Origin of the sequence: Thermodesulforhabdus norvegica (assembly GCF_900114975.1) — a bacterium.
In the GTDB taxonomy this organism is placed as follows: Bacteria; Desulfobacterota; Syntrophobacteria; order Syntrophobacterales; family Thermodesulforhabdaceae; genus Thermodesulforhabdus; species Thermodesulforhabdus norvegica.
The window spans coordinates 184,518-209,533 of the sequence record NZ_FOUU01000001.1 but is presented as its reverse complement, the minus strand read 5'-3'; the positions used below and the strand labels follow the sequence as shown (position 1 = coordinate 209,533).

Annotated in this window: 24 protein-coding genes; 8 read left to right on the top strand and 16 right to left on the bottom strand. The window is 47.2% G+C overall.

Annotated features, from left to right (window positions below):
• Positions 1 to 48: 48 nt before the first annotated feature.
• From fliD to BM091_RS01005, 7 genes are all read right to left on the bottom strand, one after another.
• Positions 49 to 1,353, bottom strand: a complete 1,305-nt coding sequence (fliD, locus tag BM091_RS01035; protein WP_093392780.1) for a flagellar filament capping protein FliD — start codon at positions 1,351 to 1,353, stop codon at positions 49 to 51.
• Positions 1,354 to 1,498: 145 nt separating this feature from the next.
• Positions 1,499 to 2,368, bottom strand: coding sequence for a flagellin N-terminal helical domain-containing protein (locus tag BM091_RS01030; protein WP_093392778.1), 870 nt, complete (start codon positions 2,366 to 2,368; stop codon positions 1,499 to 1,501).
• Positions 2,369 to 2,434: 66 nt separating this feature from the next.
• On the bottom strand, positions 2,435 to 4,081 hold the full coding sequence (locus BM091_RS01025) for a tetratricopeptide repeat-containing glycosyltransferase family 2 protein (RefSeq protein WP_093392777.1): 1,647 nt from the start codon (positions 4,079 to 4,081) through the stop codon (positions 2,435 to 2,437).
• A complete protein-coding gene (locus tag BM091_RS01020; RefSeq protein ID WP_177193468.1) occupies positions 4,051 to 5,673 on the bottom strand; it encodes a glycosyltransferase family 9 protein in 1,623 nt (540 codons plus the stop codon). Before BM091_RS01020 ends, BM091_RS01025 begins: the two co-directional genes overlap by 31 nt.
• A 29-nt stretch (positions 5,674 to 5,702) precedes the next feature.
• Positions 5,703 to 6,734 (bottom strand): CgeB family protein, encoded by a 1,032-nt coding sequence (locus BM091_RS01015; RefSeq protein ID WP_093392773.1) that lies wholly within the window; start codon positions 6,732 to 6,734, stop codon positions 5,703 to 5,705.
• Between the two features lie 2 nt (positions 6,735 to 6,736).
• The gene (locus BM091_RS01010; RefSeq protein ID WP_093392772.1) at positions 6,737 to 8,482 is read right to left on the bottom strand and encodes a CgeB family protein; all 1,746 of its coding nucleotides are present in this window, start codon (positions 8,480 to 8,482) and stop codon (positions 6,737 to 6,739) included.
• Between the two features lie 82 nt (positions 8,483 to 8,564).
• Positions 8,565 to 9,431, bottom strand: coding sequence for a flagellin N-terminal helical domain-containing protein (locus BM091_RS01005; protein ID WP_093392770.1), 867 nt, complete (start codon positions 9,429 to 9,431; stop codon positions 8,565 to 8,567).
• A gap of 151 nt (positions 9,432 to 9,582) precedes the next feature.
• On the opposite strand from BM091_RS01005, the gene BM091_RS01000 reads away from it, so the two are divergent.
• The 7 genes from BM091_RS01000 to BM091_RS00970 all read left to right on the top strand — a co-directional run bounded on the left by BM091_RS01000 (position 9,583) and on the right by BM091_RS00970 (position 14,387).
• Positions 9,583 to 10,209 (top strand): hypothetical protein, encoded by a 627-nt coding sequence (locus tag BM091_RS01000; protein WP_093392768.1) that lies wholly within the window; start codon positions 9,583 to 9,585, stop codon positions 10,207 to 10,209.
• 114 nt (positions 10,210 to 10,323) lie between these two features.
• Complete coding sequence (locus tag BM091_RS00995) at positions 10,324 to 10,725, top strand: flagellar protein FlaG (RefSeq protein WP_093392766.1); 402 nt, start codon at positions 10,324 to 10,326, stop codon at positions 10,723 to 10,725.
• A gap of 114 nt (positions 10,726 to 10,839) precedes the next feature.
• On the top strand, positions 10,840 to 12,390 hold the full coding sequence (locus BM091_RS00990; protein ID WP_177193467.1) for an HD domain-containing phosphohydrolase: 1,551 nt from the start codon (positions 10,840 to 10,842) through the stop codon (positions 12,388 to 12,390).
• A complete protein-coding gene (locus BM091_RS00985; protein WP_093392763.1) occupies positions 12,380 to 12,934 on the top strand; it encodes a PilZ domain-containing protein in 555 nt (184 codons plus the stop codon). Before BM091_RS00990 ends, BM091_RS00985 begins: the two co-directional genes overlap by 11 nt.
• Positions 12,934 to 13,671: an ATP-binding protein gene (locus BM091_RS00980; RefSeq protein ID WP_093392762.1), complete on the top strand. Its 738-nt coding sequence runs from the start codon at positions 12,934 to 12,936 to the stop codon at positions 13,669 to 13,671. Before BM091_RS00985 ends, BM091_RS00980 begins: the two co-directional genes overlap by 1 nt.
• Before the next feature lie 42 nt (positions 13,672 to 13,713).
• Positions 13,714 to 14,151, top strand: a complete 438-nt coding sequence (locus BM091_RS00975) for a hypothetical protein (protein WP_093392760.1) — start codon at positions 13,714 to 13,716, stop codon at positions 14,149 to 14,151.
• The gene (locus BM091_RS00970; protein WP_093392759.1) at positions 14,127 to 14,387 is read left to right on the top strand and encodes a hypothetical protein; all 261 of its coding nucleotides are present in this window, start codon (positions 14,127 to 14,129) and stop codon (positions 14,385 to 14,387) included. The genes BM091_RS00975 and BM091_RS00970 overlap by 25 nt, the downstream gene beginning before the upstream one ends.
• A gap of 72 nt (positions 14,388 to 14,459) precedes the next feature.
• On the opposite strand, the gene BM091_RS00965 is transcribed toward BM091_RS00970, so the two are convergent.
• The 6 genes from BM091_RS00965 to queD form a co-directional block, all read right to left on the bottom strand.
• A complete protein-coding gene (locus tag BM091_RS00965; protein ID WP_093392757.1) occupies positions 14,460 to 16,349 on the bottom strand; it encodes a BACON domain-containing protein in 1,890 nt (629 codons plus the stop codon).
• 22 nt (positions 16,350 to 16,371) lie between these two features.
• Positions 16,372 to 16,668, bottom strand: a complete 297-nt coding sequence (locus tag BM091_RS00960) for a Dabb family protein (RefSeq protein WP_093392756.1) — start codon at positions 16,666 to 16,668, stop codon at positions 16,372 to 16,374.
• Between the two features lie 126 nt (positions 16,669 to 16,794).
• Positions 16,795 to 18,792, bottom strand: a complete 1,998-nt coding sequence (selB, locus tag BM091_RS00955; RefSeq protein ID WP_245735209.1) for a selenocysteine-specific translation elongation factor — start codon at positions 18,790 to 18,792, stop codon at positions 16,795 to 16,797.
• A complete protein-coding gene (locus tag BM091_RS00950) occupies positions 18,777 to 19,559 on the bottom strand; it encodes an enoyl-CoA hydratase/isomerase family protein (protein ID WP_093392753.1) in 783 nt (260 codons plus the stop codon). The genes selB and BM091_RS00950 overlap by 16 nt, the downstream gene beginning before the upstream one ends.
• A 27-nt stretch (positions 19,560 to 19,586) precedes the next feature.
• Entirely contained in the window at positions 19,587 to 20,819 is a 1,233-nt protein-coding gene (locus BM091_RS00945) for a DUF2333 family protein (protein ID WP_093392751.1), read from the bottom strand.
• Positions 20,812 to 21,210, bottom strand: a complete 399-nt coding sequence (gene queD / locus BM091_RS00940) for a 6-carboxytetrahydropterin synthase QueD (RefSeq protein WP_218148765.1) — start codon at positions 21,208 to 21,210, stop codon at positions 20,812 to 20,814. The genes BM091_RS00945 and queD overlap by 8 nt, the downstream gene beginning before the upstream one ends.
• A 166-nt stretch (positions 21,211 to 21,376) precedes the next feature.
• Between queD and BM091_RS00935 the strand changes: the two genes are divergently transcribed.
• Positions 21,377 to 21,898 carry a metal-dependent transcriptional regulator gene (locus BM091_RS00935; protein ID WP_093392750.1) on the top strand — a complete coding sequence of 174 codons (522 nt, stop codon included), beginning with the start codon at positions 21,377 to 21,379 and terminating at the stop codon, positions 21,896 to 21,898.
• A gap of 4 nt (positions 21,899 to 21,902) precedes the next feature.
• On the opposite strand, the gene BM091_RS00930 is transcribed toward BM091_RS00935, so the two are convergent.
• From BM091_RS00930 to BM091_RS00920, 3 genes are read right to left on the bottom strand one after another with little or no spacing between them, the layout of a single operon-like run.
• On the bottom strand, positions 21,903 to 23,177 hold the full coding sequence (locus BM091_RS00930; RefSeq protein WP_093392748.1) for a TRAP transporter large permease: 1,275 nt from the start codon (positions 23,175 to 23,177) through the stop codon (positions 21,903 to 21,905).
• Between the two features lie 8 nt (positions 23,178 to 23,185).
• Complete coding sequence (locus BM091_RS00925) at positions 23,186 to 23,677, bottom strand: TRAP transporter small permease (RefSeq protein WP_093392747.1); 492 nt, start codon at positions 23,675 to 23,677, stop codon at positions 23,186 to 23,188.
• A complete protein-coding gene (locus BM091_RS00920) occupies positions 23,678 to 24,664 on the bottom strand; it encodes a TRAP transporter substrate-binding protein (RefSeq protein ID WP_093392745.1) in 987 nt (328 codons plus the stop codon).
• Positions 24,665 to 25,016: the final 352 nt, after the last annotated feature.

Below are 25,016 nucleotides of genomic sequence, written 5' to 3'. Positions count from 1 at the left end.
CTCCGATGTTTCGGCTTTCATCATTCCTTTAAGTTATTTCTCCACACACTATGATCCCGAAGATGATGTTCCCGAGGATGAAAAGAGTTGGGAAAGCCATGTGCTCTGAGACTGCATGTCAAAAAGAGCCTCTTCCATACGGATGAACTGCTCCGTTAACATCTCTATGTACCTGTCAATGCGTTCTTGCTCGCGAGAAATCCGTTCCTCAATCCCCTCTATTCTGTCTTCCAGGCTATTCTCTTTCAGGGTAATTGTTCCGTCAACGGGATCGGTCAATCGATTTAGCTGTTGATACATGGATGTTGCAAAGGAGTTTAACTTATCTGCCACCGATTCAAAATCGCTGTTTATTGCATTTTGAAATTCCGAGCTATCGAACTCCAATCGGTTATTGTCATTTATGGTGATTCCGATTTCATAAAGTTCGGCGCTCAGATAAACATTTTGCAGATTGGCCTTAACGGTCTGAATGGTGAAGTCACTTGCAAGCGGTCCTGCTTCGTCATCGGCATTTGTGCTTCCTGTCAGGTGTTTTGCAATTTCATCAAGAACATCGTTATAGGCGTTAACAAAGGTCTCCACTTTTAACTGTATCGATTCGATGTCATGATCAATTCTTAACGTGAGCGTCGTAGATGGTGCCTCCGAAAGAATGTCGAAGGTCACACCCGTAAGTGCATCGCTTATAGCATTACTCGACCTCGTTATTGTGATTCCGTCTATTGAGATCTGAGCGTCCGTTCCGGCCTGCTCCGTGAAAGTCATATCTGAAGCAGAAGCGTCAAAAGTAAAGCCGGCCGAGCCCGTATTATCTGAAGTTATTAAGAGGCGGTACTCGTTGTCCGAAACCTTGAGTATGCTTGCCGTTACACCCAGATCAAGCTGGTTTATTTCGTCCCGGATTTGTTCAAGAGACTTCCCATCCAGAGTTATGTTGGTGCCGTTGATTGTGATTGTTCCGGTCTTACCTGTATCCTGATCGGCCGATGTAAAAGCTTCGCTGTACTCTTTCTGAGGTGTGGCGATTTGGAGAACCTGTACCTGATAAACCCCGGGGGTGGCGTCCGTTGAAGTCGTGACCGAAAGGATCGAATCGGGATTAATGCTGGAGTCGGAGGTCGTGAGTGTTGCAGAATAGAGGGCCAGATCCCATGAGTCTCTGAGGTCATCGACGGCCGTCTTAAGAGATGTCAATTTACTGGCGAGATCACGCCATGCCGTCAGACGGTCTTCTAAGGCAGTTTTCTGGTTATTTAACAGTTCCAGCCGTGTCTGTTCGGCTTCTCTGAGTTGTTCGAGAATGGACTGCCAATCGATTCCGCTTGCAAGGCCTGAAAGGCTGATACCCATGACTGCCACCTCCGATCTTTACAACTCATAACGTATATTCGGCAAAAAATCGTCGTTGCTTTAGGAAAGCAAGGTATGTGCCAAAAAAATAGGGCGGGTGAAACCCCGCCCTGATCTTTTCGGTTCTCCAGAAGAGTCGAGAGTATTATCCGAGGAGCTGGAGGATCTGCTGGGGTGCCATGTTTGCCTGAGCAAGCATTGCCATACCGGACTGCTGGAGAATCTGCTGTTTGGTGAAGTTCATCACTTCCCAGGCCATATCCACATCGCGGATTGTCGATTCGGAAGCGGAGAAGTTTTCGATACTTACCTCGAGATTTTCTATTGAGTACTGCAACCTGTTCTGATATGCGCCGACTTTGGCCATGTACTGGTTGATGCTTTCAATAGCCGAGTCGATTTTGTCCATCGCATTCTGGGCTGCAGCTACGTCTGAGATTGCGATGGCGCCACTACCGGCGCTCGATACTCCGAGGCTTGTTGCATCTGCTTTGTCGAGCGTCAGGTTCAATCTGAATTGACCGTCGTTGAGCTGGCCTATCTGGAATGTAAGACCGTCGGTTGCACTGGCATTGGCTTTTGTCGTTCCAGGTCCGCTGTTTGACGTAGAAATCAAAAGGGTCTTATTATACAGAGTAGATCCCGCAATCCTGTCAATTTCGGACTGAAGGTACTGAAACTCCGAGACGAGCTGATTCTGAACAGTCTGACTTGATGCCGCCTGAGTTGCCAGTTCCTTCATGCGCACCAGTATGTCGTATATCTTGGTATAGGCTCCATCCGCCACCTGCAACATTGACTGGGCTTCCATGGCATTTTGTTTTGCAACTCGAAGTGACTGTATGTCGGCTCTGAATTTGTTGGCCACCGCAAGACCCGAAGCATCATCTTTGGCGGAGTTAATCCTGTAGCCTGAAGATAACCTCTTCAGTGATTCTGCCAGTCGTCTATTGGTCATTGTAAGGTTTCTGTGTACGTTAATTGCTTCAACATTGGTATTGATTCTGAGACTCATAATCATCCTCCCTGTCTATTTTTCCCGGAACCTCCCTGTTCCGCCTCTACTGTGCCTTCCGTCTCGCTATCTTAATTCGGTCTTTTTCCGGCCGGGCTTTAAAATAAATCGCCTCAATGCCGTCACGTAAGGCACCAGATCACTTCGGTCAGCAAGCTGTAGAGTTTTTATAAGCGCCTCTAATAGCCCGATAGGCTCCTTGCTTATTTCAAAATCTCTCAGTTCATATGGAACCTCGGCAACCGCTTTACCTGTCAGCAACTCAATGAAGTTTTCGATATCGGCTCCGTAAATTATGCCGCTTACAATTCCGCCTGCGACAACATCCCAATCGTCTATGCCGTTCCGGAGCAAAGCACTCCACACTTTAAAGGACTTTTCGTATTCACCCTTTGCAAGATATACCCAGCCCAAATTTATTCGTGAAACGATGTGTTGAGGGTTCATTGCAAGGCTTTTCCGAAGGTATTCCTCTGCTTTTGCCATGTTTCCGTACTTCCGGTATAAAATCCCGAGGTTGCACAGAATTGAAGGTGTTGCACAACCTTCGGCCAGGGCATCTTCCATTACCAGTTGTGCAATCTGAAAGTTTTTCAGATAAAAAGCATGGGTGCTTAACCATTCGTAAGCATCCTCCCGGGAGATGCCCCCCACATTGGTTGCCGATGCCACGAATTTTCTATAGGTTTCTTTGTCACCCAGACATATGTAATTGTAGGCCAGTCTCAGTGAAAGTTCCCATTCCTCAGGTGGCGGAAGTGTGGGTATTGTACTAACCTTATGGGGCATATTCAAAGAAGTGAGAAGATAACCTATCGCTTTCCTGTGATCGCCTAATTTTTCCCACATCTTTGCCAGCCTGAAAATACAGGCCTTCTCAGGACGCACACAGGCTTCGGCTCTGATGAGCCACCTTATTGCTTCGGCTTCCACATCGGATGTGTAAGCGTATTCAGCCGCCGTAACATATATGTCAAATGAAGAATTAAAATAGTTTTCGGATATCTGAGAATAGTTCGTTTCTATGTAGTTCTTGATCGTCAAATATGCCTTAGAGTAGTTTTTCAATGCATAATATGTAACTGCAAGTGAAATAATAAAAGCCGGATCAGACTTGTAGTGTTCGTAATCCATGGTCATGAGTCTGAGATTTCGCAACATTTTCTTTTTCAGAAGGATAGGATCGTTGTAGCCGTAGTGCTCTATTTCAATGTCTGTCGTGACGGGTCTAAAAGGAGGTGACGGTAGGTTTTCCAGTAAACGCTCGTGAACTTTTCCCTGAAACTTGACGCCGGGTAAAAGGGGTGCACAGCGAATTTGATACGTGTAGGATCTCACTTTCGGTCCGTGATCGGTTAAAGCAATGTCTTTGAGAATCATGTAGAAAAAGTTGCTGCTATTAAAGTATTTTTTCAACTCCTTGATGGATAAGATTGCTTTATCAGATATTCTATCATCGGCATCTAACCACAGAAAGTAGTTGCCCGATGCTTTGCTTAGACTGAAATTTCGTGCTGCCGAGAAGTCGTCGCACCATGGGAAATAATATACATTGGGAGTGAATGTCTTTGCTATCTCAACGGTGTTGTCATCGGACCCTGTATCGACAACGACTATCTCGTCGGCAAAGTTTTTCACCGATGGTAGTAGCTCTTTGAGGTTGCGGGCTTCATTTTTTACGATCATGCATACCGAGAGCTTTGGGTCAGCCATCGAAGGGCCCTCCCACAACCGGCAATAGCATTATCAAGGTCTTGCTTTAATTCATGCCATATTCTGGAAATTTCTATACTTAAGTGGTGATTGTGAAGCTGCAGTTGATAAAGCGTCAGGTAAGTTTTCAGTGAAGTAATCGTTTTTTTGTCGAGCAGGGAAGCTAAGTAAATCAAATTCCCCTGCAATTCCAGGGGTATTGCATTACTCGTTGTGAGAGTATCCATGCTTTCCGCCGTCTCTTCGGGAACTGTTTTCATATTTTGCAAAATACCGATGCGTGTCATAAGCTCGTTCAAGCAAACGTCGGGATTGGAGAAATTGAGTAAATTCCAATCGGGCTCAAGGCCCAGTACCCCCTCCCACATGTATCTTTCCGCGACCTGGCGGGCGAAAAGGCTATCCCTCCGGGGCGTGAGCGGTGTGTAGCATAAAGTGCCGTTAGAAAGAAATCTGGAAATCATTACCCGTATTTTGTTCTCACCAAGGTTTTTAGACCTGAGTAGTTCGTCTCTTTTTCCTTCCAGGACCGTTGAGCATATTTCTAAGACCTTCTCCGGGGTTATGTGATACTTGCAACGAAAATCGCAGGAGGGGATTTTTGACGGTTCCCTGCAGGGGTAACACTTTTCGACCGGTGTTATTACTATGTGTCCGTCTCCGTAGGGAGCCGTTTCTCCGGGAAATGCCGTTGCCATGTACAGACCCACAGTAGGAGTTCCTGCGCCTGCCGCCATGTGTAAAGGTCCCGTGTCGCAGGCTATGAATAGTTGCATTTTTTCCAGAAGAGCGGCCAGCTCTAAAACGGTTGTTTTCCCCGCGAGGTTTGTTACTTCATTTTGCCCGTTGGGGTTTCGTTGTCGGTAGAGTTCCATGAATTTGCGGGCATTATCAATCTCTCCCGTTCCGGCTCCGGTAATTACTACATGGGTCTTGACCTCCTTGACCAGCAACTCTGCAAGTTTTACAAAGTGTTCCAGAGGCCATACTCGCTGGGATCTACTTGCTCCCAGGTGAATTCCCACCAGAGGAGTTGAGACCTTGAAATGCCTGAGCAACTTTTCTACCCGGGATTTTGCCTTTACATCGGTGTCCAGAAAGCGCTTTACCGGTTCGTGAGGTATTTTACCCATACCGATGTGGATATCGACGAGATTAAAAGAATTTGCTTTACGATTTCTAACGACTGAAAATAAATACTTACCCCATTTATCGGGAATATAACCGAGGGGGTCTGAATCTTTTTCTCTTATTAAACCGGTCTTTTCCCCGGAACGGATTTTTCCTGATAGAAGAGCAGACATGAAATCGTGTGTTAAGTTGATCACCAGATCATAGGATTCTTCGAAGTATGGGTGTGACAGCAGCCTGTACAATCTGTCATAATTTTGTCGGTGACATATCTCATGAGCATCGGATGCCGAAATCTTGAAAAATCTATTTACCAGCCTCGTGGGTCTCAGAACATCAGAAAATTCTCCAATACACAGGAGCGTCACATGGGCATTCCTGTGTTCACGCAACCTCATTATAAGCGGAAGTGTTTGAATGATATCACCCATTCTGGCAAGCTGAATAATCAACACTTTCATCTGAACGCACTCAACCATTCACGCCTGGATTATTTATTATACCACAATGTATCGCTAATTTTCTTCACACGATGCAGGTAGGTATGCCTTTCAAGCACCGCTTTATAAGCCCGCCTGGCGAATTCTTCCCTTTCATCGTCGTGGATAAGAAATCTATCTATCAACCTTTTTAACTCTTGAAGGGATTCGAAGGTTACGATCTCGTCATCCTTGAAAATTTCTTTTAGGAGAGATCTCCTATCCACCAGTTGGAAAGCTCTGCAGGCGGCAATCTCAAAGGTCCTGGGATTAATGAAATCTCCGCCAATTGACCTAGGCTCGAGCGACGAATGAAGATTTATGTTTATCTTTGTAGCATTAAAGACCTTAACGTATTCTTCAACCGGTATGCGCCGATCCTTGTTCTGAATGACCTGAAGGAGAGGATCGTCAGGCTCCAGATACCAATCATTTCCCCAGATCTTAAAGTTATAATCCAGCAGTGCCCTGAAAATGTGGACCCTGTTGCGATACCCTGCTCCCACAAAGGATATGTCGGAGCCGAAAAAGGCTTTTTCCTGTGGACTGAGCTTTATGGGCCTGTGTATCTCCTGGTCGGCCGCCACGGGAAGATAATGGGTTTGGGGGCACAATCGCCTTATTGTGGACAGTACAGGTTCTTTCTGAATGATAAAGAAGAAATCGCAGTGCGGAGCCAATCTTTTCCAGGAGGTGAATCTGTTACAGTCTTCGGGGAACCACAGGATGGTGATGATTTTACGGGACCGGGAGGTGAGCAGATTCTCAGGAAAAAGGGGGGATTGGGACACTCCAAAGACGATATCCGGTTCTGCCTCGTCAATACATTGCTGGACGGCTCTTTTCATGAATTCGATGAACAAAAGGAAGAGAGGGTGGTTAAAGTTGCGATGAGTTAGGTTTTTAATGTAATCATGTGCAGTGGCGAAAGAGGTACCCCGGAAAAAGAGAACCTGATATCCCATCTGAGAAAACCCACGAGCGCAGTAGTGAGCAACGGGAACCGAGCCACCTTCGATTGGTTCTGCTATGAATATTTTCATTGTTAAAGCCACCCCAATACCTGAAGGTCCGAAAGTATTTTCTGAAGTCTCTGCGAAAGAGTGTGCCTTTTCAGTATCACTTCGCGGCACTCACGGGCAATGGCAAGTCTCTCTTCTTCGTTTTTAAGATAATACTCGACTTTTTCTCTCAGCTCTTTTAGCGAGTTGTACATAACAACCTTTCCGTCAAAAAGCTTCGCGGCTTCATCGCTGTGATCCACAAGGATAAAGCTGCCCGTTGCAAGGACGTCGAAAACTCTCAAGGGGACGATTTCTTTTTGGTAAATTCGGTTGATATCGATATTAATCTTCGTGGCGTTATAAATTATGGGAAGCTCGTGATAATGTCCTGCGGGGCCGCTGTATTCAACTCCGGGCGGTATTACACTGCGCCAGCCGTCATCACCCCAAATGCGAACCCTGTATTTTGGGTGGAACGTGGAGAGGCTTCGAATGACGGTAATTCGCCTTCTCGATGCACATTCCTCTGCGATGCACATGGTGGCGTCAATTGAGGTTCCATTTGTATCCTCGATAACCCATGGCATACTTAAGCCCTTAATGAGAGTCGGTAAGAGATCGGGGAGAATGAATTTGCTGAAACATTTGTTTTGCCTTTCAACGGCCCTGATGATTTTTTCTTTTTCGTGAGGGCTGGAAAGTCGGTCCAGGCATAAGGATAAAAGCCTTTTGCCTTCGTTGACCATGGAAGACCCCACATAGGAGATATCGGCACCGTACCTGATGCGCTGTTCATCCGTTAAGGGCGAAGGGCGGAACCGGAAGTGATTGCTTGCCAGGGGCAAGTAATCAACCCGGAAGAAGCCTGCTTCCTTAAGCAATGGAATACGGGCTTTGCGATAGCTGTAGATGATTGTATTCGAATGCGCTTCCGGAAGGGGAGGAATAAGCTCAATGGTGGGGTCGATTTCCCAGAAAACTACCGGTATGCCTGCAGCTCTGCTCAAATATGGAACCTCTTTGACGTAATTTACGGAAAAAACGGCGTCGGCTTTGCTGGAAAATAGGAACTTTTGGAATGTCGAGGGTCGCACCTTGGTTATTTCTACTGGAAGAGTCTCAAAGCCCATGAGTTCCAGCAGAAAAACTATATCGCGACTCAATAATCCCGTGATGAGAATAACGATTTTCTTGCCTGAGCCCCTGGAATGATTTTCCAGCCCGTATTTTTCTTCTTCATATATATTGCCCAGCACGGGGTGGGTAAGGATTTTTACCTTTGAAGAAGAAATCCGATTTCTCAATTCTCCAAAGGTAGGCCAGCTATAGAATTCTAAATGGCGCTGGAGAATATCTCTGGAATAGTCCCGGAGTGAGAGGGCTACCTTTATCAGTTCTGGATATCTCTCATAAACGATAATATTCTTTATGTTCGAGAGTTTATTGAGTATCTGGCCGAGTTCGTAGCCCAGACCAAGTCCTATGAGCAATACGGTTTCGACCTTTTCCGTTTCTGCTTTCTCTGCCAGCCATTGTTTCGCACCTTGAACGGGGTTGTCTTTGTCATGGATGTAGATGTTTTGCCATGTTTTCAGAACAGCCGTTGGTAGCCCGGATGTACTGCTTCTGAGCTCAATGGGAGTTGAATTTTTTTCTTCTTCGAAAAAGGCGACTGAATTAAAGTCACTTACTGCCAATAGAGCATGCATATTCTTGAGAAAGAGAGACTCTGAGGGATAGGTCGAGAATTCACCAGGGGGGGGTGTTGATCGGTTCGGATGATTCATCCGGGTTACCCGATTCGATTAAATGGGGAAAGGGGGGACTTATCCAGATTGGCCCCCGATTATCACTGCTATCCTCTCCCCGTTAACCCTGAAGCAGCTGGAGCACTTGCTGAGGTGCCATATTGGCCTGGGCAAGCATTGCAATACCGGACTGCTGGAGAATCTGCTGTTTGGTAAAGTTCATCACTTCCCAGGCCATGTCCACATCGCGAATTGTTGATTCGGAAGCAGAGAAGTTTTCAACGGTAACTTCCAGGTTCTCTATTGTGTACTGAAGCCTGTTCTGATATGCACCTACTTTGGCCATGTACTGGTTGATGCTTTCAATGGCTTGATCGATGGCGTCCATTGCACTTTGAGCTGCTGTTACGTCTGAGATTGCGATGGCGTTACTACCGGCACTCGATACCCCGAGGCTCGTTGCATCTGCTCCGTCGAGCTGTAGCGCGATGCGGAATTGAGTATCGTTGTGTTGGCCTACCTGGAATGTAAGCCCGTCCACGGCGCTACTTGTTGCCTTTTGAGTTCCAGGTCCGCCGGTTGATGTGGAGATCAACAATGATTTATTGTACAAAGTTGAGCCTGCAATTCTGTCGATCTCAGACTGAAGATACTGAAACTCCGATACCAGCTGGGATTGAACCGTTTGGCTCGAAGCAGCCTGAGTTGCCAGCTCCTTCATGCGCACCAGTATGTCGTAGATTTTTGAGTAGGCACCGTCGGCAACCTGTAGCATGGATTGAGCTTCCATAGCGTTTTGCTTTGCGACCCTTATAGACCGGATGTCAGCCCTGAATTTGTTTGCGACGGCTAGACCTGAAGCATCGTCTTTGGCAGAGTTAATCCGGTACCCCGACGATAGCTTCTTTAAGGATTCGGCAAGGCGTCTACTGGTCATCGTCAGGTTTCTGTGTACGTTAAGAGCCGGTACGTTTGTGTTTATTCTCATGGCGTTACTCCTTAGAATTACAAATTTTTCCTCAAAGACTTACGCATCTTTTCTTTAGCAACATACGTGCCACGATTTTTGCACTCGCCAGGGTTCTGGTGTGTGATTTATAATAAAGAGTTACATGTGTCGCTAGAGGGGGGTCTATTTTATGCGGTATGGTGTAGTTTGCCTGTGTGTCCTTGCCTGTTTTTTAATGAGCTCTTGTGCGTCTTCCTGGCGATGGGAGGAAAAGAGAGGGGTTCATATCGAGAGTCCGAGGATAATCAAGCCCCTTGAAAGCCCGCTTTTTGGAGAATATGCAGGGATTTTAGTATTACCCTTACTGTCAAAAAATTGTCCTGCATCGTGGCAGGAGAAATTCGCTCGTTTTTATGCGAATTCTTTAATAGAGAGAAGAGTGTTTGCCGAGACCCGGTTTTTTCCCGTGCACAATTTGCAAATAGAAGATGCTTTAGCTGTGGCTCGCCGTGAAGGAAAAGATTTCCTACTGTATGGGCGTGTCGATCGTTTGCTGGCAACGGGTGGAGGGCAGCCTCAGGGAGTGCGTATAGAGATATGGATTCTGGGTGTTAAAAACGGGAATACGAGATTTCATGTTCTTCAGGAAGGTTATTCTACTCCCGGGAAGGATATTGATCTGTATTGGAAAACTTACACCGGTCGTCCTGGTGCAGGTGTCGAGTTCATTGTGCGAGAGCTGGCGGATCAATTTGCCGATGTTGTTGCTGACTCTGAAAGGGAGGCTCGAAAAAAGATGAAGGGTTCAAGTGATTAAAGCTCTTGACCGAATAATATATATGGATTAGGCCGATCGACCGAGGCTTTTAATTTGATGAGGACAGCAATGTCTGGAATAACGGATTAAATCTCCACATTGGGAGATGGTGTTATGGAACCCAAGGTGCCGGAAGTTCAGCCCGTGAGTATTGAGCAGTGGGCTCACGTAAAGCCAGAGGTTGAACGCAGAAAACAGGAAATTATCAAACCTGTAGAAGAAAGCTCCGGCAGTAAGTCGAAAAAGGTCGGAGAAGGTAAGGAGCAGGTCCAGACGAAATTGCTGGACATGAGTTTGGAGGATGTAAAGGAGCTGGCGGAACAGATTGAGAATTATCTCAAGGAAATAAATGTCAAATTGTCTTTCAAAATCGATAAAAAGACTCATGACGTGGTCGTTCGGGTTATTAACCGGGAAACGGGCGAGTTAATCCGCCAGATTCCTCCTGATGAACTGTTAAAACTGCGTCAAAAGCTTGAAGAGCTTGTTGGAGTCCTCTTTCATGGAACGATTTAGCTGATTCGTCGGGGTTGTGAGACTTTAAAGTATTTCCCTCCTCCTGCTTTTTTTGTATTTTCAAATATGAAAGAATCGGTTTTGTCAAATTTGCCGGAGTTTCTGGGGGACTTCGTGAAAGTTCTTATCGTTGAAGATGATATTGCTCTGGGAAAAATGCTCAAGGATTTCCTCGAGAAAATGGAACGCCATAGCGTTCATCACATTGCAAGTGGTCGTGAGGCAATGGAGGTTATAAATCGTGAATCCTTTGACTGTGCCTTTATAGATCTCCAGCTTAACGATATCAGTGGAATTGACATACTCCGCTATCTCAAGTCTGTGGATCCTGCCGTACCGGTTATCATGATGAGCGGCTACCCTACTCTGGAAGGCTCAATAGAGGCAATGAGATTGGGGGCCTGCGATTTTTTAACCAAGCCTTTTTCCCTTCAGGACGTTATGGTTTCTTTTGAACGGGCTTTTCGTGAACGGCAAATTCTCCTGGAAAATCTTGCTCTTAAGCTTGAACATGAAACCAGGCTGGAGCTTGAAAGGGTAAATAGGGAGCTTGAGAGGCGAATAGAAGAGCAAAGAATCCTGTTTTCTGTGTCAAGACATCTCGACGAGGTTACTTCCAGTGAGGCTCTTTACGATGCCATATTGAGCTGGGCTCTGGAGCTGACGGGAGCTGATTCCGTGGGACTTTATATTTCTCTTCCGGCAGGACAGCCCTCGGGGGGAGACCTTGTGCTGGTTGCCGAAAAAAACCGGGGAAAGGGAGAGAATTTTTTGCCGGCATTGATAAGGAGTGTTGATGGAATTGGTGGGGTAGGGTTAAATGCTTCCGGGGCAGTTCAAAGAGCCTGTCAGGGCATGAGCGGGCATGTTTCTGGTTGGTTTCATGAGGAGGTTATCCTAAGGGCTTTGCCCGTGGATTCCTGCAAAATATGGCAGTTAAAAATTCGGGGTGAACTTTTTGCCTATCTGACAGCTTATTTTCACGGTGGAGTGCGACCTGTTCAGAAGATGTCGGCCCGGATACTGGACTTTTTGCTTAAAAAGGCGGGTCTTACCCTGGAGAATCTTGCGCTTTATGAAAGCCTGATGGCCAATTTTTACGCCATATTGAGATCTCTCGTCAACGCTCTTGAAGCCAGGGACGTATATACGGGTAAGCACTCGGAACGTGTTACCCGGTGGGCTGTAAAAATTGCCCAATATATGGGCTGTAAGAGAACCGATGTAGAAGCTCTCAGGACGGTTGGATACCTCCACGATATCGGTAAAATAGGAATACCTGATGCTATACTCAACAAACCGGGTAAACTCAGTGTAGAAGAATACGATTTGATCAAGCAACATCCGGTCATAGGTGAAACGATAGTAAAGGAACTGGGTCTCAGTGACGAGGAAAGGTCCATCATCCGGCATCATCACGAAAGATGGGATGGAAAAGGATATCCTGACGGTATTGGTGGAACCGATATCCCGCTTGTTGCCAGAATTATTTGTGTTGCCGATGCCTACGATGCAATGTCTACAGACCGTCCTTACAGGAAAGCTCTCTCCCGGGAGCGGATAATAAGCGAATTTAGAGGCAATAAAGGCACACAATTTGATCCCGATGTAGTTGATGCAATTCTGGACCTGTTAGGCTCTCGGGAGGAGGATAATGAAAGGTGAAAAGGAACGTGAATTCTTTCGCATACACATACCGGGTCTTATCGTTAAATACAACATTCTGCCAAAAACGGAGGGAAGATATTTCCTGCCTCGCAGACACCATCACAGCAAGCCGCTTTTACCGGAAGATTCGGAGTTGCAATCAGAATTAGAGATCCTTTTTGAAAGGCTGGATCGGCTGGAAACCAAGATAGACTACCTCCTTCACTGGCTTGGTAGGGGCACCGGGGAAAAGATATTTCAGTTCGAATCCGAGGTTACCAATATCGGTGGTGGCGGGATTTCTTTTATCAGTCCTGTTCCTCTGGAAGTGAACACCTTTTTAGAGTTGTGTATTCTTTCTATTGTAGGTGATATGCCCCCCATTCTGGCCATAGGAAAAGTATGCTGGCAAAAGATGTCGTCAGATCGATCGAAAGAAGCCTCTTATAGCATTGGTGTTTGCTTTGAAGACATATATGCCGAAGATCAACAGACACTTATGCGAATGATTTTTCAGGCCGAGATACAGCAACGTAAAAGAAGGGAAGGGGAAAAATCGTAATGATCGATCCCCATGCTCTTATGAAAAGGTATTTTCAGGCTTTTTTGGGTCATCTGGTACCGGGATTTATCCACAATATTAATTCTCCCCTGCAGGTACTGGGCTTTGCTCTGGAGTTTGTCGAGCAGGATCTGAAAGAGCAATCTGAGACCGAAAAGGTCATGGAGCGTATAGATACTGCAAAGAATCAGGCCAGAGCTCTTTCCGAAATGGTCAAGGATATGAGAACCCTTGAGCGAATGGGTACTGCTGAAGAACCGGTTATTGTTGGCGATGCATTAAGAATTCTGGAACGAGTCCTCATGTGCGATCTTTTTTGCAAGCACAATGTTAGACTGGAAGTCCAGATTGATCCTGCTGTCGGGACTGTTCAAATTAACGGAGCTTTTACCGTTCCTGCAATTTGCGAGTTACTTCGAAACAGCTTAACCGCTCTTCAGGTCGTTGAAAGTAGAAATTTGATAATAAAGGCCTATGCCGAGAATGAAATAACATGCCTGGAAGTGACCGATACAGGTTGTGGTCTTCCTGAAGACATTGCTCCTGAGGACCTATTCGAGCCGGGTGTCAGCGCCTGGCCTGAAGGGATAAGGCAGACGGTAGGTTACGGCTTTCCCGGAATGGGATTGTACTGTGTTAAAGAAATTTTGAAGGCCGACGGTTGCAATATTAAGCTTTTCGGCAAAGACGGATTTACGACTGCTCGTATCGAGCTACCTTCCGGAATGGCAAGATGATTGCATTTAAGTCTATTGCACACTTTTGGATGGAGGGAAAATATGAAAGTTGATGAAATAAAAAGCCGGGTTATGGAGAGCCCGGAAGTTGAAGGAGCGGCTAATAAAAGGGTTTCGGACGATGCTTTTGCCGGGTATCTCCGTGAAGCTGAAGGAGAATCCCGGGTTGTAGAAGGCGATAAAAGTGTGGAAGTTACTCCCTTGTCATCCTTATCAGAGGCTATTTCTGCCATGTATGTCAATGGGCTTGAAGCCAATTTGAGCTTTGCCGATAGGTCTGAGTTTGTTCTGGAAAAGTTTGCATCGGCAGTGGAGCGAGGAGATTTAAGGTCAATCGGCGATTTAATTCAGGAGCTTTCTGACATTCTAGCGAATGTAGATGCTGAAAATATTTCAGGGGAAGGGAAAAAGCTGCTGGAAGAGATGAGGATAGTTGCTTACACAGAAGGTATAAAATGGGTAAGGGGAGACTATATCTGATAACGTTTTTTATTTCGGCTTTTCTACTGGTACCTCGAAGTAGTACTCCGGCCCATGATGGTCTGGAAGAGACCTTTGCGGGAAATGAAGCTCATAGAGTATATCGAGCGGGTCCTTCCGATGAGGAGTTACGGAATGAATCGGATCTGGAAAGGCTTAAAGAAGAAAAAGCCTGGGATATGCTACGGAATTTAATACTCGATGTTAACCGGGATTTTACGATTGAGCGGCGCTGAAGGAGTTTATTTAAGAAACAAAAAGGCCGGGTTTTACTAACTATCCCGGCCTTTTTGCTTTGTGCTTGTCAATTATTGTAGTGCGTACAAGTTATTCGAATATCGGCTTGCGGAGAAGCTTTCCCACTGGGACGAAGATCCATCATATGAAAATCTCCAGCGACCTTCCATCTGCGATGACGATAGGGAGGTTACCTCATACTCATATTGGATGCCATTTTCAACAAAGTAAAACTTATAAAGGAAGGTTGCTCCCTCCGTGTCGCCCATAACAACGCTTACGGGTGTGCCCGCCCAGGATCCCGAATAAGTTTGGGTCGAATTATCGAATGTGAAAGTCAATAACCTGCTCGGCTCATAGGTATAGACTTCACCTCTATATTCTTCAGTCACCCGCCAGGTTCCTTCAAGGGTGCTTATCTGTACGAGGATTTGCTGGATTTCCACAGCACTCTGGACACTTTTACCAACTCGTACACTGATTCTCAATTGTTGACCAAGGCCGCTAAGCCTTATTGGTCCAAAATAGGCTTCGGGAATCGGTCCCATGCTGTAATATGGATCAAACTCTGCCACATAATCGCCATTCTCGTAAACCTTGACAAAGGGATCCGTGCCATTGGGCACGTAGGCAAAAATCGTCGTCGGATGCAGGTTAGGCACGGAGATCAATACATACACTTTCTCGTTTTCACTGCAATACGGTAAGGCTACCGAACTATCCAGATTGACGGTAGCGCCCGAAAACGGATCTATCCAGGTACCGAGGGCATTTTCGCATTCCTGTGCGGTGGCGTAGTAATCCACATCGTAAACGTGTAAGTAAGCGTGAAACCAGTGAGCATCGGTCGCCTTGACGAGCACATAACCGGGTATGATTTGTTCGAACATGGGCTGATCCACAGGCAGAGATACAGGATCTCCGGGATTTCGAATTTCCACTATGATCGGAACTTCTCTATAAAAGGCCGTTCCGCGATCAACTATCTTAATTACGCCTTCATAGCGGCCCACGCCGTAAGTCTGTAAGATTGAGGCAACGGGTGTCACCTGGAAAACGCCTTCAGCCTGTTCCGTAGCCAATCCCTGCTCAGATGAAACCTCAATCCATGGTACGTCGTAACTTATTGAGAACCCCGTTGCACCGGCATACACGTGAAGCGTCTGAGAGGTAAAGTCTGCCAGAGCTCCGTCTTCTCCTACTTCAACACTCCAGAATAGATAAGAAGGAAACACGGTTAACTCGTTAGGAGCTTCCACGATTACCGTCACTGTAAGTGTAGCTTCTGCATCTTCCACATTTGAAACGGGAAGATTGCTTCTGAAGGTAATAGTTCCTTCATACTCACCGGCTTCGAGCGATATGGGATCGACGGTTACCACAACACTTGATGCACCTTCACCGGTGCTAGGTGACACACTGAGCCAGGATGATACGGTTTCGGCGCTCCATTTAAAATCATTACGTTCATAATTTGCGTTTGTTATTTCTGCAATGAAGGTTTGAGGCGAAAGATTGGCTCTTGTAATGCGAAGCGTAATATCAGAAGGATTAACCGTCAGTTTGTCCTGAATTATGTGTATGACCGTCAATGTGACCGTTACAGTATCAGTTGACCCAGTGTTACTTGCAACCGTCACCGTACCCGTAACCGTGCCGTCATCGGGAAGCAGGTTTGGGGAGACCGTAATGGTAAGGGTAAAACTTCCCGGAATGTCACCCGAAGGCTCATCAATAGACATCCAGCCCTGGTCGGCGGAGGCACTGTATTGTGTCTCATCGGTCGTTCCACTAACACTTATGGTGTACGAAAATTCTTCCGGCTCACTGCCCGGTGGAACCTCCACGGTTAATGTAATCTCCTCTGGAGAAACACTGACAGCACCGCTTACAGCAGGAATGCTCAAGAAGGCCAAAGAAACTAACATAAAGATCGACAGAAATCTCTTATTCCCGAACATAGCCTTCCACTCCTTTTCCTGGTTAACCCTCGTAATAAAAATCCACGGCCAATATGCTTTCACAAATAGATTTTACGTGTTCAAGAACCTTCAGGTGTTCCGGATGTTGCTGATAGCGCTTCAGCGCATCGAGATCTTCAAAATCAGAATCCAGGGCAAAATCATAAGATCGTTCCGATTTAACAACATCTCGCCCGAAAAGGTATCCCTTTATTTCGGGAATAACAGAAGGCAGACGATCAAGCATACTTTCAAGCTTTTCTATATCAGATTCGGAAATATTATCACGAAACTTCAGAAAAACCAGATGTTTTAGCATCTCTTTAGCCCCTGTCTTTTAACCTGAGTTATCACCCGTCAGATCAGCACTTTGCTTTTAGATATCATGTATAGCGGTATCAGATCAACTTTAAAAACTGCCGCAGTCAAGGGCAGCATATTTTTCCTAAGTGCTGTTTTTTCTAAGCTGGCGTTCGTCCCCAATTCTCAGGGTTACCTTTGTACGGTCGAAGTACTCTAGAAGCGGTATGGCGTATTTTCTGCTTGTTCCCGCAAGTTCTTTAAATTCACCCGTTGAGATTTTACCTCGATCCTTCAAAAATGATATAAGCTGGTTTTTCAGGTTCTCCACTGCCAATCTGTGGAAAATGAGCTCATCTTTTACACGTATCAGCACCCCTTCGTTTATCATCCATTCACAAACGGCATTTTTTTCTTCCGGAGTCCCGGGAATTTTGTCTGCTATGTCCCGAAAGTAAGGCGGTTGAAGCCCTGCTTCAAGGTAAGTGGTTTCAATCGCCGCTCTGATTTTCTCCTGCTCAGGAGTGAGCACAGCAGAATGCCCTCTCAATCTGACCAAGTCGTTTTCCAATATTACATCCCCTGAGTTCACCAGCTCATCGACTATGAAGGCAAAAACACCGGTGGAAAGGTGTAATGCCCTACTTACCTCGGCATAAAGGAGTTCTCTGGGAATGCCGGACTTGAGCGGATGACGGGCGTGATATTCCCTGATCTTTTCAAGGCATATATTCTTTGCCGAAGATATATTTTCGGAAGCGATAAAAAGGCCCTTTTCTCTATCGATTATCTTGATTGCACCCTCTTTTTCCAACCGGTCTATAAGAGAGTGTAGCCTTTCGCCGAAACAGGCAGTTCGGACTCCAAGTTCCCGGTATGTAAGGCCTTTATAATCCGATGATCTTATGTGCCACAGAATCCGCCCGGAAGGCGTGCTCGATGCAAGAGATTGCAATTCAGCCGCCGCTCTTAACCTGGCTTTCCGTTTGTGCTTTTTGGGTAACGGGTTCAGTATGGAACCGCCTCCGATGGTTATAACCGGAGAGTAAGAACGAACGATAAATCTGTCTCCGGCCAGCACGGCCGTTGGTTCCTCCAGAATTAGCTGGGCATAAGCGGAGTCTCCCGGTTTAACCTGATCAGTTCCCAGTAGAGCCACCGTTGCAATTATTTCTACCGTACCCGTGTGAAAGCGAACTCTGTCGCCATGCTTGAGTTTCCTGGGTGCCGAAGGAAGAAGTAAAAGCTCCACGTCAACGAGGTTAGTCGGGATCAGAGCGTCCGGCGGTGCAACGACGTCGCCTCGCCGTACTTCCGATTTCTCGAGACCCTGCAGGTTGATGGCCGTCCGCATTCCCGGTCCCACTTCCTCTACAGGCTCACCGTGGGACTGAAGGCTTCGAGCCCTGGTGAGCCTCCTGGACGGATAAACCATCAAAGGGTCGCCGACGTGCAGCCTTCCCGTATTGCTTGTTCCCGTTACCACGGTTCCAAATCCCTTCATTGTGAAGACTCTATCAACGGGAAGCCTGAAAGGCCCCGATGACGGTCGTTCGGGAACGCTAACGGCAATGTCGGAAATAACCTTGACCAGTTTCTGTAATCCTTCCCCCGTTTTTGCAGAAACGGGGACTATTGGTGAACCTTCAAGAAAGGTTCCTTTCACCGCTTCACGGATGTCTTCCTTTACCAGTTCCAGCCAGTCTGGATCATCGACAAGATCGATCTTGGTAAGCACTACGAGTCCACGGCTTATATTCAGCAGGCGGCAGATATCCAGATGTTCTCTGGTTTGCGGCATAACCCCTTCATCAGCCGCAACCAAAAGGGCGACCATGTCCATGCCGGTCGCCCCGGATACCATGTGGTGGACGAACTTCTCGTGCCCGGGAACATCAACTATGCCAACCTTAATACCGTTTGGGAGGTTAAAGTGGGCAAAGCCCAATTCGATGGTTATGCCTCTTTCCTTTTCTTCCTTAAGACGATCGGTGTCAATGCCGGTAAGGGCTCTAATGAGAGATGTTTTACCGTGATCGATGTGACCTGCAGTACCCAGAATCACATACTTCATTGAGTAGCCCGCCTTCAGTAGATGTGAGACGACAGAGCTGGGAGTTCTCTGCGCTATCGTTCCTTCCACTCGGGTTTTCTCTTTTCCAGAAAGGCCCTCACACCTTCCTGAGCGTCTTCTGTGGAGCAAAGCCTGGCGAATATCTCGTTCATGTAGTCGAAGGCCCTGTAGTAGTCCATGTCCTCCGCCGTGTAGAATCCGGTCTTGGCAACATAAACTGCAAGTGGGCTTTTTTCTGCGAGTCGTGCTGCCCATTGTTGAGTTTCTTCGTCCAGAGATTCTCTGGGGACAACTCTGTTTATCAGACCCATATCGAGGGCATCTTTTGAGGATATGAGTTCTCCAAAAAGAAGCATTTCCAGCGCCCGTTTTCTTCCGAGAGATCGCCTTACGGCAACCACCGGCCCTACACAATTCAGACCTACATTTATTGCCGTGAGTCCCATACGTGCGTCGTCGCTGGCTATTGCAAGATCACAGGCGGCGACAAGGCCGCATCCGTTAGCTGCAGCCACCCCGTGCACCTGGGCAATCACCGGTTTGGCTATGCGACTTATGGTCACAAGGGGCTTTTCCATCCAGTCTATCCATTCTCTGTATTCCGTGGTCGATTTGCCGAAGAAATCGCTCACATCAATTCCCGCACAGAAAGCCTTGCCTGCTCCTTTAATCACAATAACCCTCGTTTCGGCATCATCGTTAAGGGTCCAGAGAATCTCGTTAAGCTCTTTCGCCAGAGTGAGATTAAAGGTGTTCAGCTTTTCAGGCCGGTTCAGTGTAACGGTGGTGACCTTGTTGGGTTGCTTTTCAACAATTATTGTTTCGTAGTGATGCATTGGTAACCTCCCGGGACGAACCTGTTTTTAAAACCTGCTCATAATCGTCATCAGGTGCGCCGCCTCGCTGAGCGGTGCGTTAAGATTTGCCCTGTGGTTGGCAAAAAGGCCGTCAAGATCTGCGTCCAGGATAATCCATGGATCCATCTGTTCCGCCCTGTGTAATTCGTGGAGAATTTCGTCCATGATTTCCACGGCGTCGATTGTTACGAGCTGTTCGTAAAATCCCACCCTTACTACTTTCAGTATTTCGTACATAACATGGGCCACGCCCTTTGCGTAATAGAAGTAGTCATCGGTTTCGAACCAGCTTACCGGTCTTCCGTCGGCATGGCGATCCATTATGAGAGTACGGTTTACATTGCCCAGAAGGTCGCTGTAAGAGACAACGAGGGCAAGCAGGTTGTCGGTCCGATAGTAAAAACGACGCTCACCGGTATGAAGCTTCCTGAGAAACTTCTTGAGATGTTCTACCGCTTCTTTGTACTGACTTTCGGCAGATGGAAACCAAAATTGGGTTGCTTTGTTCATAAAGAGGTTTAACGCATCTTCAAGATCCCGATCGTAGGCGTCCGCTTCGCCCATTCTTGTCAGGCTGTCTTTGAGCCTTAAGGTTGTAAACCTCATGGCTTCAAGCACGCCGAGCTGGAAATTGTTGATGTTGTCGGTAAATCGGCCTATTATGAGATCATTCGGTCTCCAGCCCAGGAATCTCCCGTCCAGTTCGTGTTCCATAAGTCGAATCATGGTTTCCACAAAGGTTACCCCGGGAATAGGTGAGATTTCAGGAAGAACCACATGTTCTTCTTCCTCTTCGTGTGCCGGAATTTCCACCTCGGCAGGAGTTTCCCTTTTTTCGGTAATAGCCCCTTCAGGCTTTCTAACTTCCTCGGTTACATGAGTTTCGGGTACACGGGGTGGAGCAGGAACCGTGGGGGTGAAGGTTTTAAGCCTGTGTCCTTCCGTTACCTCACGTCCTCGCCCCTCAATAGGCGGCACCGTGGCTTCCGGAAGCCCGGGTCGCCGGAGAGCCTGTCCCCGTGGCTTAACCGTCTCCTGGCCCGTCTCCTGGTGCATGGTTGCGGAGTCTCCTGCGTGTCCTTTTTGTGCCTCATCCGCACCGTGCATCGTTTCAATTCTTTCCAGCATGCGCCCTTGTTCCTCGGGCGGAAGGAGTGTATGACGCTGAAGGGCGTAAACAATTCCTCCCGTAATGGTTAAAAAAGAAAGCAGAATTGCAAAGAAAACTTTTTTATTCATCACCAGCGCTCCTTATTCCGTAGTATGTTGCACATGCGTTGTCCGATTCCCAGGTGCTTACACAATGTACCCATCGATACTTACCGTTAAACTTCTGGCTTAAACGCTGGAAGATAAAACGGGCTATGTGCTCCGAAGAAGGATTAACGTCCCGGAAGCAGGGATGGTCGTTTAGCAACTTATGATCGAGTTCTTCCAGAAGTTCATTCGTTGCTTTTTTGAGTTCACCGAAATCTACGAGGATACCGCACTCATCCAGCCTGGTCCCCCGGACTACCACCTCCACCTTCCAGTTATGCCCGTGAAGATTTTCGCACTTACCGCGGAAATTTCTTAACTGATGAGCCGCAGCAAAACCTGCCTGAATCTTAACTTCGTACAAACCTTCCATATCCAGACCCCTGTTGTACCATTCCGGTTGAACCTTTCATGGTTTCCATTTAATAGAAACGCCAGGCGGTGTCAAACAAAGGTGGTAATTGTGGATTGACCTTTTTTGCAAGGCCTAATAAGGATAGCTTGAATGATGGAATTTGTTAATCGGGAGAAAACCTATCATGCCCAGGGTTAAGAAGCCACTTTCTGCCAGCCTGGAGGACTACCTGGAAGTAATTTACCATCTTCAAAAGAGAGACAAGGCTGCCCGTGCAAAGGACATTGCCGACAGAATGAAGGTTCAGCCTGCCTCTGTAACCGGGGCGTTGCGTGAGCTTTCTGCCCGGGGACTGATCAATTATCAGCCTTACAGTCTTGTTACTCTCACCGAAGAGGGGCTGGAGGTAGCAAAAGATATCATAAGGCGCCATGAGGTACTAAGAAAGTTTTTCCGTACTGTTTTAAAACTTTCGCCCAGGCAATCGGAAACCAATGCCTGCCGCATAGAACACGCAATAAATCCGGATGCAATGGCACGGCTCGTCAAATTCATTGAATTTCTTGAGCGTTGCCCTCGTGCGGGTTATGAGTGGTTCGATTCTTTTGAAAAATTCTGCAATAACGGCATAAATCCGGATGAATGCAGGGTGTGCATAGAAGAGTGCCTCAGGAGGGTAGGGGATTCTGAAGAAGAAAAGGAGTAGGCATTCAGTCCATCATTGATGGTAGCCATAATGTCAGGGGTTCCCAGTAGGTTATCAGGATCAAATTCAAGATCAGTACCATCAGAAAAAGACCTATCCGGCGGATGATTTCGTCCAGGCGTATGTTTGCGATACTGCAGGACACAAGAAGACAAATTCCCAGGGGTGGTGTGAGCATGCCTATGGCAAGGTTGACCACTACCACTACTCCAAGCTGAATGATGTCCATATTGAGGCTGGGTAGCAGGGGAGTGATGACCGGGACGAGCAAAATAAGTGCGGCAGTCGTTTCAACGAAGGTCCCGGCGGCTAAGAGGAGAGCGTTTATCATGAGTAGCAAAAGAGTCCGGTCCCGGGTTATGGAGAGTATACCGGAGGCAATACGGGCCGGGATGTCTTCTATGGCCATAAGCCAGCTAAAGACCGAAGCCGTTGCGATTATGAAAAGAATTGTGCTGGCCGTAAGGCATCCTCTTATTACGAGTGATGGTAAGTCTTTCCATCTTAATTCCTTGTGTATGAAGAGACCCACTATTAGTGCATAAAAGGTTGCGACGGCGGCGGCTTCTGTTGCCGTAAATACTCCGCCGAGTATACCGCCCAGTATCACTACAGGAGCCCCCAGAGCCCATTTAGCTTCCCAGAATGTTACGACCAGGCGCCTCCATGAAAAGGGTATGGTTTCCCTTATACCTTCCTTCCAGGAGATCAGCACGGAAAGGGTCATAAGGCTAATGCCGATCATCAGCCCGGGGATTATGCCGGCAACGAAGAGCTTTCCCACCGAGGCCCCCGTAAGGAATCCGAATATGATCATGGGAATGCTCGGAGGTATCACCACACCAAGAGAACCACCTGAAGCCATGACGGCTCCTGCCAGCCGGGGGTCATAGCCCCGACTTACCATGGCCGGTATCATGATACTGCCAACGGCGGCGGCATCGGCGGCGGCAGAACCGGATATACCGGCAAAGAACATGGCAGCCACTATTGTAACGGCAGTTAGCCCTCCCGGTAGCCACCCCACCAGCGCTTCGGCGAATTCTATAACCCTTCTGGAGATACCACCCGATTCCATCAGAAATCCTGCGAGCATAAAAAGCGGTACGGCCAGAAGGGGAAAGGAATCAACCCCTGCGTAGAGCCTCTGGATTATCATAACCGGGGGAAGATCACCGTGAAATACGAAGGCGACGAGGGAAGAAAGGGCGATTGAGAAGGCAATTGGTACACCGGAAAGGAAGAAAAAGAAAAGGCTGATGAAGAGAATTGCCGTCATAATTGCAGTCAGTCTTCCGAAACTCCCCTGAAGAGACTAGCCAGGGAGTGAATCAACAGAATTAATCCGCTTGTCGGGATTATCGCGTAAGGTATCGCCATTGTTATACCAAGGGCTGCCGTTTTCTGAGCCGACACAAAAGAAGTAAAGCGCAGACCGAAATAGATCAGCACCGATGAAAACACTACACAACCCGTCCAGACAAGCCAGTCCACAACTCTTTTAATCCCCTTGGGGAGATTTCTAACGAAGAATTCTATTCCTACGTGCATGCGACGCTTGAATGCCGAGGTTGCTCCGAGAAAGGTCAACCACACCAGGGTTATTCTTCCGAACTCCTCGGACCAGAAGATAGAATGATTGAGCACATACCGGCAGAACACCTGTGCTCCCATCACAATAGCCATGGACATACCCAAAAGGCAAAGACACAATTCCACCACAAAATTCACCCGGTCGCTCAACCGGCAGATAAACTTTACCGGCGACTTATACTCCATTTACTCCCGACCGACTGCCCTCAGAAATAGGGGCAAAAGTTCCTGTACCTCTTTTGCCCTGAAGATATCCAGTTCCCTTATACCCTTGACCCTGGCTCTGAAGGACTCAAGATCGGGATGCTCATCCACAATCATTCCTGCTTCTTTGAGGTTTTTCAAAAAGGTAGCTTCATTTTGTCGATTCCATCTCCTCTGATAGTGGGCGGCTTCGATCATGCATTCTTCTATGAGTTTCTGGTCTTCCGGCGGAAGGCCGTTGAACCACTTGAGATTGGCTATATCAATGTGGGCCGAATAGACATGATGGGTGAGGGTCAGGTACTTCTGCACTTCATAGAGCTTGTAAGTCCATATCACCCATAGAGGGTTTTCCTGAGCGTCTATGGTTCCCTGCTGGAGTTCGGTATAAATCGGCCAACCCATAGGGGTTGGATTGGCTCCCAGAAGCCGCCACAGTTCCTTATGAAGTACGGACTCCATAACTCGAATCTTTAGTCCTTTAACGTCGTCCACGCTATGGACGGGTCTTTTGTTATTCGTGAGATGACGGAAGCCGTTTTCCGAGAAGGATAGACCCTTAAAGCCGACCCTCTCAAGGCGCTTTAGGAGCAACCGTCCCGGTTCACCGTCAAGTACCCTATCGACCTCTTCGTAGCTGGAAAACAAAAAGGGATAATCTATAACACGTGCCTCCGGGAGAAATACGTCAAAGGGTCCCGAAGTAATGATCCCCATTTGCACCGTTCCAAGCTGAATCTGTTGAAGAATTTCCGTTTCCGTACCCAAAGATGCACTGTGATAAATCTTGACTTCGTATTTGTCGGATCTGCTTTCCAGAAGTTCTTTGAACTTCTCGGCACAGATATTCTGTGCCGAGCCCGGCTTTGTAACAACACCCAATTTAATTGTTTCTCGTGCGTCGGCCACCGAAAAAAAGCCAACAAGAAAACATAACATAAGAAACGCGGACAAAGCTTTCCTGCTCATTGGTTTCCTCCGTCAGTTAAGTGGTTGGTTACGGGAATGTGGTTTTCAAAGGTGCCTCGAAAATTCGGCATCGTCAAGTCTCCTCCATGTAGAGTCTGGTCGGATTATCGGTAAGGGGAGAAGTTTCCCTGAATTTAGCAATGGTTTTCCCGGAGCCGGGCAAGCTTTTCCGCCCGCATTTTGCGTTTCATTTCAATTCACGGAAATTCTCTAATTTTTCTTAAAGGGTTAACAATTTCCACCGGAAAGAAAGCCTCTTTTTTCTCATCTTAACCGGACATGATTAACCTAGGCCCTCGGTTAGCGAAACGCTACCGCCTGAATCGATTCTTTATTTGCACCTGTTCATTTC